This is a genomic window from Mesorhizobium sp. P3_A9, from assembly GCF_056402975.1.
In genome coordinates, this window is sequence record NZ_JBFUGJ010000090.1 from 1 (window position 1) to 19,405 (window position 19,405).

17 protein-coding genes are annotated in these 19,405 nt (G+C 63.0%); 5 read left to right on the forward strand and 12 right to left on the reverse strand.

The window, feature by feature from the left end:
* Together AC1DX0_RS14885 and AC1DX0_RS14890 are read left to right on the forward strand one after the other, a co-directional pair.
* A partial coding sequence (locus AC1DX0_RS14885; RefSeq protein ID WP_477355855.1) for a cupin domain-containing protein occupies positions 1-293 on the forward strand: 293 nt, incomplete at its 5' end.
* Positions 294-518: 225 nt separating this feature from the next.
* Entirely contained in the window at positions 519-1,808 is a 1,290-nt protein-coding gene (locus AC1DX0_RS14890) for a lipase family protein (protein WP_477222046.1), read from the forward strand.
* Positions 1,809-1,888: 80 nt separating this feature from the next.
* Here the strand turns inward: AC1DX0_RS14890 and ilvC are convergent, their stop codons facing one another.
* From ilvC to AC1DX0_RS14905, 3 genes are all read right to left on the reverse strand, one after another.
* On the reverse strand, positions 1,889-2,908 hold the full coding sequence (gene ilvC / locus AC1DX0_RS14895) for a ketol-acid reductoisomerase (RefSeq protein WP_013531065.1): 1,020 nt from the start codon (positions 2,906-2,908) through the stop codon (positions 1,889-1,891).
* Positions 2,909-2,933: 25 nt separating this feature from the next.
* Positions 2,934-3,587 (reverse strand): TetR/AcrR family transcriptional regulator, encoded by a 654-nt coding sequence (locus AC1DX0_RS14900; protein WP_477222045.1) that lies wholly within the window; start codon positions 3,585-3,587, stop codon positions 2,934-2,936.
* 161 nt (positions 3,588-3,748) lie between these two features.
* Positions 3,749-4,207 (reverse strand): MarR family winged helix-turn-helix transcriptional regulator, encoded by a 459-nt coding sequence (locus AC1DX0_RS14905; RefSeq protein ID WP_477222044.1) that lies wholly within the window; start codon positions 4,205-4,207, stop codon positions 3,749-3,751.
* 97 nt (positions 4,208-4,304) lie between these two features.
* On the opposite strand from AC1DX0_RS14905, the gene AC1DX0_RS14910 reads away from it, so the two are divergent.
* Positions 4,305-5,090, forward strand: coding sequence for a glutathione S-transferase family protein (locus tag AC1DX0_RS14910; protein WP_477222043.1), 786 nt, complete (start codon positions 4,305-4,307; stop codon positions 5,088-5,090).
* Here AC1DX0_RS14910 and AC1DX0_RS14915 read toward each other — a convergent pair.
* The 3 genes from AC1DX0_RS14915 to AC1DX0_RS14925 form a co-directional block, all read right to left on the reverse strand.
* Positions 5,074-7,854 (reverse strand): CHAT domain-containing protein, encoded by a 2,781-nt coding sequence (locus AC1DX0_RS14915; RefSeq protein WP_477355858.1) that lies wholly within the window; start codon positions 7,852-7,854, stop codon positions 5,074-5,076. The two genes, AC1DX0_RS14910 and AC1DX0_RS14915, sit on opposite strands and share 17 nt — an antisense overlap.
* Before the next feature lie 63 nt (positions 7,855-7,917).
* Complete coding sequence (locus AC1DX0_RS14920; RefSeq protein ID WP_477355860.1) at positions 7,918-9,201, reverse strand: FAD-dependent oxidoreductase; 1,284 nt, start codon at positions 9,199-9,201, stop codon at positions 7,918-7,920.
* 53 nt (positions 9,202-9,254) lie between these two features.
* Entirely contained in the window at positions 9,255-9,614 is a 360-nt protein-coding gene (locus tag AC1DX0_RS14925; RefSeq protein ID WP_477222112.1) for a winged helix-turn-helix transcriptional regulator, read from the reverse strand.
* A 186-nt stretch (positions 9,615-9,800) separates the two neighbouring features.
* Between AC1DX0_RS14925 and AC1DX0_RS14930 the strand changes: the two genes are divergently transcribed.
* Positions 9,801-10,691: an SDR family oxidoreductase gene (locus tag AC1DX0_RS14930; protein WP_477222040.1), complete on the forward strand. Its 891-nt coding sequence runs from the start codon at positions 9,801-9,803 to the stop codon at positions 10,689-10,691.
* A gap of 34 nt (positions 10,692-10,725) precedes the next feature.
* On the opposite strand, the gene AC1DX0_RS14935 is transcribed toward AC1DX0_RS14930, so the two are convergent.
* From AC1DX0_RS14935 to AC1DX0_RS14950, 4 genes are all read right to left on the reverse strand, one after another.
* Complete coding sequence (locus tag AC1DX0_RS14935) at positions 10,726-11,754, reverse strand: SDR family oxidoreductase (protein WP_477222039.1); 1,029 nt, start codon at positions 11,752-11,754, stop codon at positions 10,726-10,728.
* A 35-nt stretch (positions 11,755-11,789) separates the two neighbouring features.
* Entirely contained in the window at positions 11,790-13,709 is a 1,920-nt protein-coding gene (locus tag AC1DX0_RS14940; RefSeq protein WP_477355863.1) for a potassium transporter Kup, read from the reverse strand.
* A 189-nt stretch (positions 13,710-13,898) separates the two neighbouring features.
* Positions 13,899-15,812: a potassium transporter Kup gene (locus AC1DX0_RS14945; RefSeq protein ID WP_477222037.1), complete on the reverse strand. Its 1,914-nt coding sequence runs from the start codon at positions 15,810-15,812 to the stop codon at positions 13,899-13,901.
* 98 nt (positions 15,813-15,910) lie between these two features.
* Positions 15,911-16,651 (reverse strand): pyridoxine 5'-phosphate synthase, encoded by a 741-nt coding sequence (locus tag AC1DX0_RS14950; protein WP_477355866.1) that lies wholly within the window; start codon positions 16,649-16,651, stop codon positions 15,911-15,913.
* A gap of 153 nt (positions 16,652-16,804) precedes the next feature.
* Between AC1DX0_RS14950 and AC1DX0_RS14955 the strand changes: the two genes are divergently transcribed.
* Positions 16,805-17,209 (forward strand): SpoIIAA family protein, encoded by a 405-nt coding sequence (locus tag AC1DX0_RS14955; protein WP_477222035.1) that lies wholly within the window; start codon positions 16,805-16,807, stop codon positions 17,207-17,209.
* 19 nt (positions 17,210-17,228) lie between these two features.
* Here the strand turns inward: AC1DX0_RS14955 and AC1DX0_RS14960 are convergent, their stop codons facing one another.
* On the reverse strand, positions 17,229-18,356 hold the full coding sequence (locus tag AC1DX0_RS14960) for an ATP-dependent DNA helicase (protein WP_477355869.1): 1,128 nt from the start codon (positions 18,354-18,356) through the stop codon (positions 17,229-17,231).
* 152 nt (positions 18,357-18,508) lie between these two features.
* On the reverse strand, positions 18,509-19,405 hold an 897-nt coding region (locus AC1DX0_RS14965), incomplete at its 5' end, for an EamA family transporter (RefSeq protein ID WP_477355872.1).

Consider the following 19,405-nt stretch of genomic DNA (forward strand, 5'->3'; position numbering starts at 1 on the left):
ACCATCAGGAGGCGGACGAAACGCTGTATGGGCTGGAAGGCATTTTGACGATCACCGTTGATGGCCGGAAGCAGGAACTCGGCACCGGCGATGCCATCTTCATTCCGCGCGGAAGTGTCCACCACCACGAGAACCTGCACGACGGTGTGTCGCGGACTTTGGCCGTGTTGACGCCGGGGGCCATCGGGCGCCGTTATTTCGAGGAGATTGCCGAGGTGATCAATGTCCCCGGCAGGCCCGACCTGGCCAAGGCGAACGAGGTCATGCTGCGCCACGGGCTCGTGCCCGCGTAGATCCCAGCCGAGGCGGCCCCAAGCAGTGCTGGTCGCCCTTAGCTGACCGACCGTAAAGAACATGCCGAACGGCACCGCTTCGCGGCGCCGTTCTGATCTTGGGACTGYCCACGAAAGGCTTTCCCTGTCCTATCGTTTGCAGAAACTGGCGGCGCCCTTAACTTTTCTTGCCACTCCAACTATTATCACCCCGCAAGACTTTGCGGCTTGAGGGGGTAGGCTGAAATGTCCGAAGCGCCCGTCGTGATCCTCATTCATGGCATCAGGACCGCCGCATGGTGGCAGAACCGGATCGCCTCGGTCATCGAGAGCGAAACGTCCGCCACCGTCATTCCGATCAAATACGGCTATTTCGACCTGCTGCGGTTCTGGTGTCCGTTCGGCATCTGCCGGGCCGGTCCGATCGAGAAGCTGCGCCAGCAGATCGAGGGGGTCAGCAAGCACTATGGCGACCGGCCGCTGATCGTCTTTGCGCACAGCTATGGCACCTATGCGCTGACCCGGGTGATCCTGCAGAACCCCTATTTCCGGTTCGACAGGGTCATCCTGTGCGGCTCGGTGGTTCCGGGAGACTTCGACTGGCGCGCTGTCGAAGACCAGATACGCGGCCCGGAGAAGCGCAACGCCATCATCAATGAATGCGGAACGCGCGACATCTGGCCGGTGCTGGCGCAGTCCGGCACCTGGGGTTACGGCGCCACCGGAACCTACGGTTTCGGAACGTTCAATGTCCGCGACCGCTTCCACGACATCACGCACAGCGAGTACTTCACCAACGAATTCGTCAAAGCCAACTGGATCCCCCTGGTTCGCGGCGAGAAGGTGACGTTCTCCGATGTGGATATGCAAGGGGGCGGAACCCCGGCATGGTTCAACCTGCTGCGGCTGCCGCTGAAGTGGATCCCCTTTGTCGCGGCCGCCGGGGTGGCGGCGGCGCTTGCCTTGAATCCGGTCTGGATACTCGGTGGCTGTGCCAGCGGCACGAAGCCTTACAAGGACCAATGCGTGACCGAAGATTGGCTGGCAGGCCGCAAGGATCTGAAAAAGCAACTGGGCGATGTCATTGCGGAGGTCAACAAGACGCTCGACCTCAAGGGCGGCCGGCTGTTTCCCCTGATGGACGAATATGAAGCCGATCCGACGCCAGAAAAATGGGCCGAGATCGTCCAGGTCGCCGACTTGTTGCTGAAGCAGATCGATGACGGCGTAGCCAAGGCGCTCGACTATGATTCCAGGCTGTTCGGCGTCGGCAACAACATCACCCTCATCACGTCGACAGGCAAGCAAACCATCGACAAGAAATACAGCAACCCCTTCGTGACGGTCGAAAAGCAATGGAACGGCCGCCAGTTCGTCGTCAATCAGATCATCAAGGTGAAGGAGATGCCGACCGTCGAGCAGGCGCGGCAGTGGCATCAGCAACTGTCCGAAATGCACCAGCAACTGACCGTGGAAATGCAGAAACTGATGGATTTGCTGGATGACGACGGCGAGCCGGGCGGATCGAGCGCTTAAGCAAGATCCCGGCGACCAGAAATGAACAAGGGCGGCTCTCGCCGCCCTTTTTCATGTAGGGAAAGGTCCGCGAACTGCGCTCAGTTCTTCGCCTTGTCGACCAGCTTGTTCTTGGAAATCCACGGCATCATCGCGCGCAGCTTGGCGCCGACTTCCTCGATCTGGTGGCTGTCATTGTTACGGCGGATGCCCTTGAAGCGCGACATGCCGGCGCGGTATTCCTGCATCCATTCCGAGGTGAATTTTCCGGTCTGGATGTCCTTCAGCACGCGCTTCATCTCGGCCTTGGTCTCGGCGGTGATGATGCGCGGACCCGAGACATACTCGCCCCATTCGGCGGTGTTCGAGATCGAGTAGTTCATGTTGGCGATGCCGCCTTCATAGATCAGGTCGACGATCAGCTTGACCTCGTGCAGGCAYTCGAAATAGGCCATTTCSGGSGCGTAGCCGGCTTCCACCAGCGTYTCGAAGCCGGCGCGGATCAGYTCGACMAGRCCGCCGCASAGMACSACCTGCTCRCCGAACAGATCGGTCTCGCATTCCTCGCGGAAATTGGTCTCGATGATGCCCGAACGGCCGCCGCCGACGCCGCAGGCGTAGGAGAGCGCSAGATCAAGCGCRTTGCCMGAAGCGTCCTGGTTGACSGCGACCAGGCACGGCACGCCGCCGCCCTTCTGGTATTCGCCGCGCACCGTGTGGCCCGGGCCCTTCGGCGCGATCATGACGACGTCGACGGTCGACTTCGGCTCGATCAGGCCGAAATGCACGTTGAGGCCGTGCGCGAAGGCGATCGCCGCACCATCGCGGATGTTCGGCGCGATCTCGTTCTTGTAGATGTCGGCCTGCAACTCGTCGGGCGTCGCCATCATCATCAGGTCGGCCCATTTGGCGGCGTCGGCCACGCTCATCACCTTGAGCCCGTCGGCCTCGACCTTCTTGGCGGTCGCCGAGCCGGCCTTGAGGCCGATGGCGATCTCCTTGGCGCCGGAATCCTTGAGGTTGAGCGCATGCGCCCGGCCCTGGCTGCCATAGCCGATGATGGCGACCTTCTTGCCCTTGATCAGGTTGAGATCGGCATCACGATCGTAATAGACGCGCATTTTTTCTTCCTTCCCGTTTCTAAGATCAGAGGCCCTGCGGCCCGGTTTTTGCTCCGAAAAGAGCGAGAAACTGCTGCGTCGCGCGGACGGCATCGCCGCCGATCGTCACCTCAGTCAATTCCAGCCGGTCGCCCAACAGCAGACGGATCTGCACGTCGCGGGCAACCAGCCCGAAAAAGCTACGGAACGCCGTCTCGGCATCCGCAAATTCCAGGAGCCCTGCCTGACGGCCTGCTTCCAGCACCGGCTTCAGCCGCTTGGCTAGCGCGAAGCGGCCATTCTCCAGCACGACGGCGCCAAGATTATCCTTGCCCGAGCCGGCATGGCCGACCGCCACCCGGTTGAGCGCGATCGAGGTATCGCTCGAAATCACCTTCAGCCAGTCGGAAGCAAAACGCTCGAGGCTTGCCGTCAGCGAGGCAAGGTCGAGCCCTTTGCCGTCGACGGATGCCACCCGCACCTTGGAGGCCTGCCACTGCACGGTTGCCGTCAACAGCCCGTCGCGGTCGCCAAACCATTTGTAGAGCGTCTCCTTGGAACAGCTGGCCCGCCTGGCCACGGCGGTCATGGTCAGCTGATCGCCCTCCTCGACCAGCAGCCGCAAAGCCGCATCCAGAACGGCTTTCTGCCGCTCCGTCAGCGCTTGGCTGTTGTCGATGTCGGCGTTTGCCAGCAACACGCTCAGTTCCCGCTCTATGGTCAGGGCCGCAGATCATCCAGCGAGCCGTACCGTACGTTACGGTTCGGCATATTGCGCAATCCGGTAATCGGCGCAAGGGGGGAAAGTAGAAATATTCGGCTGAAAACCGCGATGGTGCGCAACAGCCGCTCGAGCCAGCCTCAATCGCCGGCAGGCGGATGGCGCAGCCGGCCAAGCAGCGCCGACACCGTGTTCAGTTCATCCGGCGAGAGCCTGGCGCCAACCAGTTCGGCGATAGACCGTCCGTAGACAGCCCACATCCGCCGGCGCGTCTCTCGCCCCTTGGCCGTGATGCGGATGGTCTGGCCGCGGCCGTCGTCTGCCACCGGCAGTTTCTCGACCAGCCCGTCTCCTTCGAGCCGGGCCAGCAGCCGCGAGATGTTGTACTGCGCAAACAGCGTGCGCTCGATCAACTGAAACGGCCGCAAGCCGCCCTCGCCGGCCTCGGCAAGTTCGTGCAGCACGTCGTACCAGGCAAGCGGCGGCAGGCCGCCCTCCTTCAACGCGTCTTCGGCACTTTCCACCAGCTGGCGCGAAACGCGCATCAGGCGAGCCCAGGCCTTGATGGCTTCCGGCGAAGGCATGGCTTTCTCGGTCATGGCTTACTCTAGGGGATAGATGCAGATGCATCAAGCTTGACGATCAATGCACGCGCATCTACATAGATGCAATTGCATCAACATCGAAAGGCAAATCATGACCGACAAGCTCATCCTCGTCAGCCATCCTCTCTGCCCCTATGTCCAGCGCGCGGCGATCTCGCTGACCGAGAAAGGCGTGCCGTTCGAGCGCGCCGACATCGACCTCGCCGACAAGCCGAACTGGTTCAAGGCGATCTCGCCGCTCGGCAAGGTGCCACTGCTGCGCGTGCGGCGAAATGGCGAGGAAACAACAATCTTCGAATCCGCCGTCATCCTCGAATTCCTCGAGGAGACACGGGCCAATCCCCTCCACCCGGCCGACCCCTATGCCCGTGCCCGGCACCGTGCCTGGATAGAGTTCGGCTCGGCCACCCTCAACGCCATCGGCCGGTTCTATTCAGCACCGACCGAGGCCGGCTTCCTTGCCGAATCCGGCGCGCTGTCGGCCATGTTTGATCGCCTTGAGGCCGAACTGGCTGACGACACCGATCGGAATGGCCCATGGTTCGCTGGCGACCGCTTCTCGCTCGTCGATGCCGTCTACGGCCCGGTTTTCCGATATCTCGACGCTTTCGACCAGATCGGCGATTTCGGCATCCTGGATGGCAAGCCGCGCGTCCAGGCCTGGCGGCAGGCGCTGCGTGATCGTCCGTCGATCAGGCACGCCGTGGCGCCGGACTATCCGCAGCGCCTGCATGCCTTCCTGCACGCCAAGGGATCATTTTTGTCCAGCGTCATCCGCCGGAGCGATCCGGCCAGACCATTTGCGTTGGCACGACGACTTGAACGCTCAGATCAGGAACAAGCAGTCGCTTTGAGCCGTGTCAGTTCTCGAACATGACAAAGGCGGCCCAGACCCGCGGGTCCTGGGCGCCCGATATCTTGCCGTCGCGGGCATCGCGGCGGGTCTGGCGCAGCGCTTCCGGATAGGTCTGTCCGGCGGTAAGATGCTTGTAGAACCCGACCATGAAACCGGCAGTTCCCGCATCATCCACCGGCCACAGCGCCAACAGCGACCGCTTCGCGCCGGCAATGCTGATCGCGGTCGGCAGGCCGCGCAAACCGCCGACGAACGTCTCCTGCCCACGGGCCGTCTCGCARGCKGACAGRACAAGCAGGTCRAGGCCCGACAGATCCCAGYYCATCAGTTCCATGCCRTAGAGCCGGCCRTCRTCATMGTCGCGCTTCATYGATTGCCGGTCTCCSGACTGCGACAGCACRACCTGGCTCTGCCAAAGCGCATTCACGGCRCTCACACCGCCCTCYTYSTCGTCRCGRTAGGCGCCATGKGTGGCCAGATGCGCRACCGTCGCCTGCTCCATRTCCTTGCGCAATGCCCGCTCGCCGGCCGCCGYTCCGGTGAGCATGTCGACCGAATACTGGTCGCCGCGCAGGATCGARGCGATTGCATCGACYTCCTTSCKGGTGCCCGGYAATGGCTCGGCGCCCTTCTCCGCGCCACGYGYATAGTCGAGSCCGCCGGCGAGCAGGGCCTTGCCGTTCCTTGGAAAGCTCTGATCGACACCTGCGTTCAACAAGGATTCCGGCCGCGTCAGCATGCGCACCACAAAGCGGTCATCCAGCGTCACACCCTTGGCGTCCTGAAGCAACGGAAACGGTACCGAAAACAATTTGCCGTCGGGCACCACGAAAAGTGTATCCGCACCTGCGAGCGACGATTCCAGAGGCGCCAGCAGCCCGGCGTAAAGCCCGGTGAACGTAGCGTCGCGATCGACCAGCGGCACGGCGCCGCGCTCCTGCGCGGAACGGCTGGATCGGAGGTTCGCCATGCGGGTTTCCTGCGCGGCCGGAATGATCCGGCGCGAATCGCCGAGATCATAGAGGCGCGGCGGCTGGTCATTGCGCGTGACGATCGCATAGAGACGCTCGTCTTCCAGCGGATCGTCGCTCTCGCGGTCGGCCCGCCACTTGCGGGTGATGAAGTAGTCGACCAGCGCCTCATTGGGCTTCAGCGATGTCTCAGCCGTCGGCAGAGGCTTCTGCATTGCCTTCTCGTCGAAGCCGTACTTCGCCGAGAGCCTGGTGTTGAGCGTGTCGTCCATCGACTGAAGCTGCCCCATCAGCAACGCCCCCGTATGCTCAATATCGTCGCCGCTGGACACAACCTCCTGATAGGCGAAGGACAGCCGCATCGCGGTCTGGATCAGACGTCGCGTCTCCGTATCGTTCGGATCGATCATTCGCAAAAGCYTGCGCAGCCTATCCCGCTTGCCGTTCTCGAGCGTCGGCCAGCGGCGCACGGCATCGGCGAAKGCCGGCACCGCCGATGCGTTGYTTTGCGCKAAGCGCGCGTAGTCGTAGAGCATGTCGTCGGCCAGCGCGCGGCTGGCTTCAGCGACGATGGGATTGCCGGCCGAGCTCACCTGCATCGAATTCCACCGCAGCATGTCATTGTCGAGACCGGCGAAATCGGCCGCCGAAGCCGCGGGATCCGTCTTCGCCTTGAGATTGGCAATCGCCTGTCGTGCGGCAAACTCCAGCGGAGGCGGCAAGTCGAATTTTGACCCGGCGATGCGATAAGCTTGGTCGAGTTGCCGCATGCTGCTTTCCAAATCCCCCGTGGCGTCGAAATGCACGGCCAGCAGATTGGCGATCTTGATTGCCAGTATCTCGGGATAGCCCTGGTCGGGGGTCAGCGACTGCAGATGTGCGATTGTCGGCTCGTCGAGCGGCTGCGCGCCGGAGAGCGCCCTGGTGTAGAGCAGCCATGCATCGGCCTGCTCGACCAGATTGCCTTGCTGGTTGAGAGCGACGGCGATGTCCCGCTGCTGCTGGAGATAGCGCAAGGCCTSGTCRTASYTGCCGAGGTYGAGATAGTCCTGTGCCGTGTTGCTGGCGCTGRCCARRACRWAGAAATGATYTGCGCCGTARTAAGCGGTGCGTTTCTCGATCACCACCAGGTCATATTGCAAGGCACGTGTCGGTGCGCCCATCTGGCGCAGCAGGTCCGCGAGATTGTTCTGCAGTGTCCAGGTGAGCGGGTCGTCATTGCCAAGCGCGCGCTCGGCTGCCTCCACATTGCCCTGCTCGATGTTGATGGCGGAAGCGATGTTGCCGACTGCCGCAACGGCCGTCGTCATCTGATCGGTGGCGAAGATGAGCTCCCTGGAGTCCTTGCCATAATAGTGCTCGTAGAGGCCAATCGCATTGGCGAACATGGAAACGGCGCTCCGATGGTCTTTCTCGGCCTGCTTCAGCATCGCGTAGTTGAGATAGAAATCGGCGCGCTTCGCGACATCCTGCTGCATCGCCCTGGTCTTCAGGCCTTCGGTAAAAATCGCTTCGGACTCTTCGAGAAACTGGCCGTTCAGGAAAGTCGCGCCGGCGTTCGAGTAGCTGACGACCGTAAACTCATTGAGGTCGCCTCTCGCGGCATCGAGCAGCGCTGACCGCAACAGTGCATAGCCTTCGTCGAAATGTCCGACTTCCGTCATCAGCTTGTAGGCCGCGTCGATGCGGGCTTTCAGCGCCTCCTCACTGTCAGCCACCACCTGCTGACTGGCCTGACCTGGCGTCTGGGCTTGCGCCCGAGGTAAAGGCAACGCCACGATCAGCGTCAACAAGAACGATGCAACGATGCGCATCAGATGTTGCGATTGTCGCGCTCTGAACATGGCGTGCATGCGAACCGGCCCGAGCGAAAACTATTATGCGTTCGTATTATGACCTGGATCTTGTCCGAAATCCCATCGCGCTTCCGTCAGCCCTGCCCGCCTGAACGGATCGATCACCGTGCCGGCGACCATCGAGGCCAGAAGCTGCGGCGCCGGCGGGATCTTTGCGATGGTCGCCACCAACCTGTCGCGGATGAAGGGCAGTGCCACGGARTCCGACTGGTAGAAYGGCGTGAAMGCCAGCGACAGCGCCTGGAAGAYRCGCACATGCCAKCGCCGCGCCYTGGCATAAGTTTCGAGCGCTGCCTCGACGCTCTGCGTGCGCGCCAGCGCATGGCTGAGCGCCGCCGCGTCGAGCAGCGCCATATTGGCCCCTTGYCCGAGYTGCGGGCTGGTCGAATGCGCSGCGTCGCCGATGACSGCCAAKCKSCGGCCRRCCGGMAGCTTCATCGTGTGRTGGCCGTAGCGSGCCAGCGWSAGCTGRTCGAAACTGTCGATCTGGCTGGTATACGCCTCGCTCTGCGGCCACAGCCGCACCACTCGGTCCTTCCAGGCATCGATACCAAGACCTCGTACCGCGTCGGCATTGGCTGGCTTCAGGCTCCAGAAGAACGCCGCCATCTTCTCGGCGCCCGGTTCCGGCCGGCCGATCGGCAGTACGCCGATCATTACGCTGGCCCTGTCGTAGCGCTGCAAGAGCGCGTGCTCGTCAAAGCCCTCGCCGCGCCAATCAAGCGATGCCCAGAACGCACCATAGGTGAGTGGCCGTGGCGCGGCTGCATTGCCCACGCTCTGCCGCAGTTTCGAGCGCGAACCGCTGGCGTCGACGACCAGATCGAACGGCCCTGCCCTTCGTCCATTGCCACAGATCAGCGTCGACCGTTCGCCGGCCTCCACGGTCTCGATCTCGACGCCGGTCTCGATGGCGATCGCCTCACGCCGGGCTGAGCGAAACAGCACGCCGAACAGGGCCGCGCGGTGCACCGCCAGGCCGAAACGGCGGCCGCGCTGGGCGTCGTAGCGGACATCGAGCACGGTGCGGCCGGTCGAGGCATCGGCGCCATGCAGCCGGTCGATGCGGGCGCCGAGCGCCAGTATGTCGTCGAGCAGGCCGAGATCGGCCAGAACCGTCAGGCCGGTCGGCTGCAGGATCAGCCCGGAGCCGACCGGCTTCGGCTCCTCGAAGCGCTCGAAGATGGTGACCCTGTGCCCGGCACGCTTGAGATAGAGCGCCATGGCCAGCCCCGCCGGACCGGCGCCTGCAATTGCGATGTCGTAGGAAATGCCGATGCCCCCAAGCCGAACTGGCCGGGACAATCCTTCAGCCGCCGGATGAAATCAAGTCGCGGCGCCGAACGCCGTCGTGCTGCTCAAGCCTGCGTTGCGTCGAAGCCGGCACGCGCCTCGCGCACCGCATCATGGTTGAGCTCCGCCCACTGGATCAACTGATGCAGGGCGGAAAACATCGAGCGCCCGAGGTCGGTCAGGCTGTATTCGACACTCGGTGGCTTGGTCGGGAACACTTCGCGATGCACATAGCCGTCGCGCTGCAGATCGTAGAGCGTCTGGGTCAGCATGCGCTGCGAGATGTCGGGCACCAGTCGCCGCAATTCACCAAAGCGATAGGGCTGCTCGGCCAGCGCCGCCATCAACAGCGAGCTCCATTTACCATTGAGCCCCTGGATGACGTCGCGGACTGGGCAATCGGCGATGCTTCCGCCCTCGGTCATCGCTTTGTAGATCTCAAGTTTGGATCTCAGTTTGATGGTCGTGCCGTCCATGGCTGGTTCCCTGGCTGTGCCTACCTCCCGAAAAACTGCCTTCTTTACGGCACCAGGTCAATTCCTATTTTAGTGCTGGTCTCTTTTTGAGACCAGCACCCGAACCGCCATTCCGGCGCAACTTCAGGATCCCCCATGACCGCAACTCTTCTCGTCACCGGCGCGTCCGGCCAGCTCGGCCGCAGCGTCATCAACCACTTGCTGGAGACCTTCAAGGTTCCGGCGACGCAGATCATCGCAACGACCCGCACGCCGGCCAATCTCGCCGATCTGTCAGCGCGCGGTGTTGTCGTGCGGGCCGCCGACTTCAACGATCCGGCATCGCTTGCCAATTCCTTCGCGGGCGCCGACCGCGTGCTCGTGATCTCGACCAACGAACTCGAGGTGCAGGGAAAGCGCCGTGAGCAGCAACTCGCGGCCGTCACTGCCGCCAGCAAGGCAGGCGTCGCCCACTTGCTCTACACCTCGATGCCCAACCCGGAGCCGGGGTCCCCCGTCCATTTCGCACCCGACCACTACGACACCGAGCAGGCGATCAAGGCGAGCGGCATTCCCTACACGATCTTCCGCAACGGCTGGTATGACGAGAACCTGTTCATGGCGACGCCGCAGATCCTGGCGTCGGGCCAATGGTATACATCGGCGGGTGAAGGCCGCATTTCCTATGGCACGCGCGACGATCTTGCGGCAGCGATTGCAGCAGGGCTCGCCTCCGGCACCAACGAGAGCACGACCTACACGCTGACAGGTCCCAAAGCCTATACGGCCGCGGAGGTCGCCGCACTGGTCACTGAAGTTACCGGCAAGCCCATCCAGGTCGTGCAGCTTTCCGACGAGGCCCTGACCGAGGGTATGAAGGCAGCCGGCCTGCCCGAGAACTTCGCCAAGCTTCTGGTATCCTTCGACGCCACCACGCGAGGCGGCGGCCTTGGCATGGTGACGGACTCCGTGGAGAAACTCTCCGGTCGCAAGTCCGTATCGCTGAAGCAGTTCCTAGAAGCCAACAAAGCTGCTCTGGCTGGTTGAAGCCCGCGCGGTGGGAGGTCTTCCTCCCGCCGCGCTACTTCTTGAGCAGGCCGAGCCGGATCAGGCTTTCGCCTGTGGCGGCCAGCGCGTCCTCGCGAGAGCGCGGCGCCCAGCCAAGCAGGCGCACCGCCTTGGCGCTGGTGGCATTCTTGACCTTGCCAAGCTCCGTTACGAGCTGCGCGGCTTCCGGGTTGAACAATCCGACGATCCGCACCAGCCAATCGGGAAGCTGCCTGGTCGAAACGCGTGCCGCCGCAGCGCCGAGCCGCGTTTTCAAGGTCTGCGCGATCTCCCGCACGGTCATGAAATCGCCTGATACCGCCAGGAAGCGCTCGCCCTTCGCCGCCGGATTGGTCATGGCGCGCACATGCAGGTCGGCCACGTCGCGTGCATCGACGACGCCGAAGGACAGGCGCGGCAGCCCCGGCATGGCGCCGTTCATCATGCGCTGGACAAATTCGGTGGAGGTCGAGTGGTCGGACCCGAGCACCGGCCCGAAAATGCCGACCGGATTGACGACCGCCAGTTCCAGCCTGCCGCCCTCGGCGCCGATGAAATCCCAGGCCGCGCGCTCGGCAAGCGTCTTCGACTTCACATAGGCGCTGACCTTGGCCGTGGGATCGGTCCAGCTCTCTTCGGTGAACGGCCCGGCCGGCATCTTGCCGTAGCCGATCGCTGCGAAGGACGAGGTCAGCACGACGCGTTTGACACCAGCGTCCCGCGCCGCCCGCAGCACTCGCAATGCCCCCTCGCGAGCCGGAATGATCAGGTCATCCTCGTGCTTCGGCACGCCGGGCGGAAATGGCGAGGCGACGTGCAGGACATAGTCACAGCCGGCGACCGCTTGCGGCCATCCTGCGTCGCTCATGAGGTCGGCGATGGCAAAGGACAGCCGGTCGCCCGGCTCGGCGCCGCCTGCCCCGAGCATGGCCAGCACATCGGCTTGCCGCTTGGCGGAGCGCACGGTCGTGCGCACGCGATAGCCCGCCTTCAAGAGTTCAAGGATACAGTGGGCGCCGAGGAAGCCCGATCCGCCGGTGACAAGCACCAATTCGCCGCTCATGCCCGCCTCCTGTTAGGCCGAGGCGATCAAGCCGATCAGATCGCCACCTGCGTGCCGATTTCTACCACACGTCCGGTCGGGATCTGGAAATATTCGGTCGCATCCGATGCGGTGCGCGCCAGGCCGATGAACAGCTTGTCCTGCCACACAGGCATGCCGGAATTGGGCGATGCCTTGAGTGAGCGGCGCGACAGGAAGAACGATGTCGTCATGATGTCGAACTTCCAGCCCTGCTTGCGGCAGATCGCCAGCGCGCGCGGGATGTTGGGCTGTTCCATGTAGCCGAAGGTCAGTGTCACCCGCATGAATAGCTCGTTGACCGTCTCCATCTTGACCCGTTCGCTGTCCGGCACGACGGGCTGCGGCGCGGTCACCACGGAGAGGATGACGTTCTGCTCATGCAGCACCTTGTAGTGCTTCAGGCTGTGCATCAGCGCGGTCGGCGCGCTCAAGGGATCGCTGGTCAGGAACACCGCGGTGCCGGACACCAGCTGCGGCTTCTTCTTCAACAGATTGGCGGCGAGGAAATCGAGCGGGATCTCGTTGCGCCGGGTCTTGTCAAAGAGGTAGCGGCTGCCGCGTACCCAGGTCCACATGCCGAGCACAATGGTGAAGGCCACCGCCAGCGACGCCCAGCCACCTTCGAACACTTTGACGATGTTGGAGGCGAAGAAGCCGATATCGATGAAAGTGAATAGCGCGGTCAGCGGGATCGCCACCGACAGCTTCCATTTCCAGATGCGGGTCATGACGACATAGAGCAGCACCGTCGTCACCAGCATGTTGCCGGTCACCGAGATGCCATAGGCCGAGGCGAGCTTGCTGGATTCGCCGAAGCCGACCACCAGCATCATCACCACCAATGCCAGCAGAAGGTTGACGCGCGGCATGTAGATCTGGCCGGACTGCCTTTCGGACGTATGCAGGATTTCCAGCCGCGGCAGCATGTTGAGCTGCACCGCCTGCCTGGTCAGCGAGAAGGCACCCGAAATCACCGCCTGGCTGGCGATGACCGTTGCAGCGGTCGCCAGCACGACCATGGGAATCAGCGCCCAACCCTCGTTCATCTCGAAGAACGGATGGCCGACGACGCCATTCTTGGCCAGCACGAAGGCGCCCTGCCCGGCATAGTTCAAAAGCAGACAGGGAAACACGATCGACAGCCAGGCCAGCACGATCGGCTTGCGGCCGAAATGGCCGAGATCGGCATAGAGCGCCTCTGCACCGGTGACGGCCAGGAAGATGGCGCCGATSGTSACGAARGCGACGTCGGGCGAATGGATCAGGAAGGCGACGATGTAGTGCGGGCTAATCGCCCAAAGGATTTCCGGATCGGCGATGATATGCTTGAGGCCGGACAGGCCGATTGCCAGGAACCAGATCGCGGTCACCGGACCGAAGACCAGCCCCACCCCGCCCGTGCCAAAGCGCTGCACCGCGAACACCATGGCGAGGATGACCAGTGTCAGCGGCACGACATAGGGCTGGAAGGCAGGGGTGACGACATTCATGCCCTCGACCGCCGACAACACCGAAATCGCCGGCGTGATGACCGCATCGCCGWAAAACAGCGARGCGCCRACSATGCCGACGCCCAGGATSAWCGCCGAGCGCKTCGGGAAACTGCCGCGCGCCAGCGCCATCAGTGACAGCACGCCGCCCTCGCCGCGGTTGTCGGCGCGCAGCACGAACATGATGTATTTGATGGTGACGATGATCGTCAGCGACCAGATGATCAGCGACAACACGCCGAGGATATCTGCGCGATCGGCGACGGTGCCATGGGACGACGCCACCAGCGCCTCGCGAAAGGCGTAGATCGGGCTGGTGCCGATATCGCCATAGACCACACCCAGCGCGCCCAGCATCAGCACCTTGGTGCTATGCTGTTCGATTTCCGGGTGGCTCGACTGTTCGACGGGTTCTGCCTCACTACCAGYATTGGCAAGGGCCATGGACGACACTCCGATAAGCGCGCGGTGCTCTACGCTTGCTGCAATGCAATATCAAGTGCCSTCGCGTGATGGCTCCCATGCCGGCAACGCTAGGCTCCTTGGGAAATCGCCTGTAAATCCAATGGTTGCGGGCTGAATTCGCGGCTGCGGGGGCATGACGGGTGCCCAATAATACCTGCCCTATCTGCTTTAGATAGCGACTTGTGTGCCGATTTCCACGACACGCCCGGTCGGGATCTGGAAATATTCGGTCGCATCGGCCGCCGTGCGCGCCAAGCCGATGAACAGCCGATCCTGCCACACCGGCATGCCGGAATTGGGCGATGCCTTGAGCGAGCGCCGCGACAAGAAGAACGACGTCGTCATGATGTCGAACTTCCAACCCTGCTTGCGGCAGATCGCCAGCGCACGCGGAATGTTGGGCTGTTCCATGTAGCCGAAGGTCAGCGTCACCCGCATGAACAGCTCGTTGACCGTTTCCATCTTGACCCGGTCGCTGTCGGGCACCACCGGCTGCGGCGCCGTCACCACCGAAAGGATGACGTTCTGCTCATGCAGCACCTTGTAGTGCTTCAGGCTGTGCATCAGCGCTGTTGGCGCGCTGAGCGGATCGCTGGTCAGGAACACCGCGGTGCCCGAGACCAAATGCGGCTTCTTCTTCAAGAGATTGCCGGCGAGGAAATCGAGCGGGATCTCGTTGCGGCGGGTCTTGTCGAAGAGATAGCGGGTGCCGCGTATCCAGGTCCCCATGATCAGTCCCATCAGGCAGGCAACCGTGATCGATACCCAGCCGCCTTCGAAGATCTTCACGATGTTTGCCAGGAAGAAGCCGCTGTCGATGACACCGAACAGCAAGGTCAGCGGCAGGGCGACCGCCAGTGTCCATTTCCACAGCTTGCGCATGACAACGAACAGCAGGATCGTCGTCATCAGCATTTCGCCGGTCACCGAGATGCCATAGGCGGAAGCCAGCGAACTCGAGCTGCCGAAACCGACGACCAGCAGCATCACCCCGAGCGCGATGAGCAGGTTGACGCGAGGCATGTAGATCTGGCCGAGTTGCATTTCGGACGTATGCTGCACCTCGATGCGTGGCAGAAGGTTGAGCTGCACCGCCTGGCGGGTCAGCGAAAAAGCACCTGATATGACTGCCTGGCTGGCGATGACGGTCGCGGCCGTCGCCAGTCCCACCATCGGCATCAGCGCCCAGTCAGGCAGCATCTGGAAGAATGGATTGGTCGGCCTGCCGCCATTGGCCAGCACAAAGGCCCCCTGCCCGAAATAATTGAGCAGCAGGCAAGGGAAAACCACGGAAAACCACGCCAGCACGATGGGCTTGCGTCCAAAATGGCCGAGATCGACATAGAGCGCTTCGGCTCCGGTGACGGCCAGGAACACCGCGCCGACAGTGACAAAGGCGGCCGTGGGTGTGCTGACGAGATAGGCGACCGCGTAATACGGATTGATGGCCAGCAGGATCGATGGATCGTCCATCAGGTGATAGAGCCCCGCGACGCCGATGGCCAGGAACCACAGCGCGGTCACCGGCCCGAACACCGCCGCCACCTTTCCCGTGCCGAAGCGTTGCACCGAAAACAGGATGGCCAGGATGACCAGCGTGATCGGCACGACGTAAGCGTCCAATGTCGGTGTCACCACCCTGAGGCCTTCGACCGCCGACAGCACGGAGATGGCCGGCGTTATGATCGAATCGCCGAAAAACAACGCCGCGCCGCAAAGGCCGATGGCCAGGATGAGCCGCGCGCCTTTGGGATAGGCGGTGCGCGCCAGCGACATCAGCGACAACGTGCCGCCTTCGCCCTTGTTGTCGGCCCGAAGCACGAAGGCGACATATTTTATGGTCACGATGATCGTCAGCGCCCAGACGATCAGCGACAGCACGCCAAGCACGTGAACGCGCGGATCGACACCGGGCGAAGCGTGAAGCGCCTCACGGAAGGCATAGATCGGACTGGTGCCGATATCGCCATAGACAACACCGAGCGCACCCAGCATCAGAACCTTGGTGCTTTGCTGTTCGGCCCCGGAATGGCCCGATTGCTCGACGGTTTCGGCCTCGCTACCGCGACTGGCAAGGTCCATGGACCACTCCCCGACAAGCGCGCGGTGCTTCACGCATGCTGCGATGCGATGTCAATTGCACGCCATGGCTGCCATACCTGCAAGGCGAAGCTCTACCCCTACCAGCCACAGGCTCTGAGAAACCGACCGACCGTGCCGGCCATGCCATACTCCAACGCGTCGGCTGTCAACCCATGTCCGATCGACACTTCGGCCAATGCCGGGATGCGCTTCGCCAGTGCGGGCAAATTGTCCACCGTCAGATCGTGGCCGGCATTGACCTGGAGGCCCGCAGCGAACGCTGCATYGGCCGTTTTCCCCAATCTTTCCAGCTCTTTGGTCGCTTTTGCGGAATCGGAATGGTAGCTGCCATAAGGGCCTGTATAGAGCTCGATCCGGTCCGCGCCCGTATCGCGCGCGGCCGTCATGCCGGCAGCATCGGCGTCTGAAAACAGCGATACCCTGAAACCACCCTTCTTCAGGCGCGTGACGATCGGCGTCAGGAATGCCGCGTCAGTGACGAAATTCCAGCCATGGTCGGAGGTTGCCTGTGCCGGATCATCGGGCACCAGCGTCACCTGTTCGGGCTGATGCTTTTCCACCAACGCCAGGAAATCCTCGCTCGGGTAGCCCTCGATGTTGAATTCGGCCTGAGGGAACTCGTCGTCGATCAGCGCCCTGATCTCGGGCACGTCGGAATGCCGTGTGTGACGCTCATCGGGACGCGGGTGGACGGTCAATCCATGCGCTCCGGCGGCAAGGGCAAGGCGGCCGACACCGATCACGCTGGGCCACGGCAGGTCGCGGCGGTTGCGCAGCATGGCGATGGCGTTGAGGTTGACGGAAAGCTTTGCGGGCATGGCTGACGTCCGTGAAATCAGGCGGTTGAGGCGCGCCACTGTTCGGCCGCGGCGCGGTTGAGACCGGGCATCTATAGCGCCTTTGACGGGAACAGATAGGGCTTTCGGGTGTTCCAGAAGACCACGCCATTTCGCAAAAAGGAGGCACCAACCGTGAATTTCCTGCAATCCGTGCCGGCGATCCGTCGCATAGACACCGGTCGCGACGACCTGTTCGCCATCGATGTGGTCGGGCATGTCTCGGCGGCCGACGCCGAGAATCTGTTCGGCCTGCTGGAGGCGGCCTACGCGCTCCACCAGCGAATCGACGTGGCCGTGCGCATGGTCGATCACGATGGCGTCGACTGGACCGACATCTCCGACGAAACCCTCAAACAGGGTGCTGTCCACGCACTGGAGCATATAGGCCGTTGCGCGGCGATCGGCACGCCGGACTGGACGCCGGACGCACGGCACGCTTTGCCCAGGTCGTCGCCGATCGAATTCAGGCATTTCAGGGCCGAGGATGAGGCCGAGGCCTGGAAATGGCTCGGTGTCCAGCCGCTCAGCGCGCCATGACGACTCTGGCCGCCATGTCTTATCTGACGATCGTCAGCCGCTCGGCGGCCCGCGTGATCGCGGTGTAAAGCCAGCGCTGGCGGGTTTCCTTGAAGGCCCAGCTTTCRTCGAAMAGCACGATCTCGTTCCACTGMGARCCCTGCGCCTTGTGCACGGTCAGCGCATAGCCATAGTCGAAATCGTCAAAGCGCTTCTTCTGCTGCCAGGGGATGTCGGCGTCCGGATCCTCGAACGCCGCCTTGAGCAGCTTGATCTTGGCAACGCCGCGATCCGGGTCGTCCTCTTCCGGCGACACCAGCAGATTGATGCCTGGTTTCACCGTCTCGCGCGACGAGGTCATCACCTTCCACAGCGAGCCGTTGAGCAGCCCCTTGGCCGGATCGTTGCGCAGGCAGACCAGTTTGTCGCCGGCCTGCGGATAGTCGGCATTGAAGCCTTTGAGCTCACGCAGGCGCTGATTGTAGCGGCGGCGCGTGCGGTTGGTGCCGACCAGCACCTGGTCGGCCTTCAGCACCAGTTCCTGGGTGACGTCTTCCTTGCCGATAACCTGCGCCGTGCCATAGTCGCCGCGCATGAACTCGCGGCCTTCGCGCACATCGAGCGCCAGCCGCAGGATGGGATTGTCACGCGCCTGCCGGTGAATTTCGGTGAGCAGGAAATCCGGTTCGTGATCGGTGAAGAAGCCGCCGCCGGAAATCGGCGGCAACTGGCCGGGATCGCCCAGCACCAGGATCGGCGTGCCGAAGCTCATCAGGTCGCGGCCAAGCTGCTCGTCGACCATCGAGCATTCGTCGATGACGACCAGTTTCGCACGGGAAATCGGGCTYTGCCGGTTGAGCGAAAAGGTCGGCGACATCGAGGTCTTGCCGGTCACCTCGTYTKCAACCGATTCCTCGCCCTTSGGCCKGTAGATCAGCGAATGGATGGTGCGTGCATTGACCGCGCCCTTGGAGCGCAGCACTTGTGCCGCCTTGCCGGTGAAGGCGGCGAACTGCACCTGACCGTCGACATGGTCGGCAAAATAGCGCGCCAGCGTCGTCTTGCCGGTGCCGGCATAGCCGAACAGCCGGAACAGCTGCGGCTGGCCGACCTGCAACCAGCGGGCGACCGCTTGCAGCGCCTCGTCCTGTTGGGGAGAGAATTCCATCAGTGCGACAGACCGGATTCGCAAGCGAAAGACAAGACAGTCGCCTGTCGACTGCCATCAGTGACGCACCAAGCGCCGCCGACGGTTCAGGCTATCAGGCACATAGAAGAACGTAAAGAGAACAGACGCAGGCGCCCGGTTGATTGCTGCTGTCAGCCGAGCGCAATCAAAGCCGTGCCGGCGAAGGCGAGCACTGCCCCGGCCCAGGCCGGTGCCGACGGCCTGTAGCCGCTGCGCAGCCACACCATCGGCAACACCAATACTGGCGACAGCGACGACAATGTCGAGACGATGCCGACCTTTCCGCCGGCCAGCGCGGCCATGATGAGCGACATGCCCATGCCCGTGCCAATCAACGCGCCGCAAATGCCGATGCCCAGCGTTCGCGCCGACGGCCGGGGGCGCTTGGCAACGCTGCGCAGGGGAACCAGCACCAGCAGCAGGAACAACACGGCCGACACCCCGGTCCGAATCGCCATCGCCGTGAACGGGTTGACGCCCGATGCCATGACGGGACGCGCCACCAGGGCGCCAGACGCCTGCCCCAGTGCCGCTACCAGTCCAAAGGCGAGACCGACAGGCAAGGTCATCTGCTTTGCCGGCAGCACCGCCGTCTCGATCGGTGGCGTCGGGAAAATGCCTTCCGGCTGAACCTTGGCCGGGCGCCCGAACAGGATGGCGAGCACAATGCCGGCGATGACCAGCGCCACGCCGGCCAGTTTGAGCGGACCGACCGTCTCGCCGAGGAAAACATAACCCATGATCAGGGCAAAGGGCGACGTCAGCGAGAACACCAGCAGCGCCAGACGCGGCCCGAGCGCGAATATCGACGAGATATAGGCTGTCGAAGCGATGAAGATCCCGAACACGCCGGAGGCGGCAAGATAAGCCATCTGCCATGGCAGCAGCCCGGYCCAGCCGCCCAGCGCTGTTGCCGCGATGGCAGTGGCGACAGTCACCGCAAGCGTCTGCAGGCGGGTCAGGGTCAACGCATCGATGCGGCCGACGAGTTCACCGGCCAGCATGCCGCTTGTGGCTATGCATAGGGC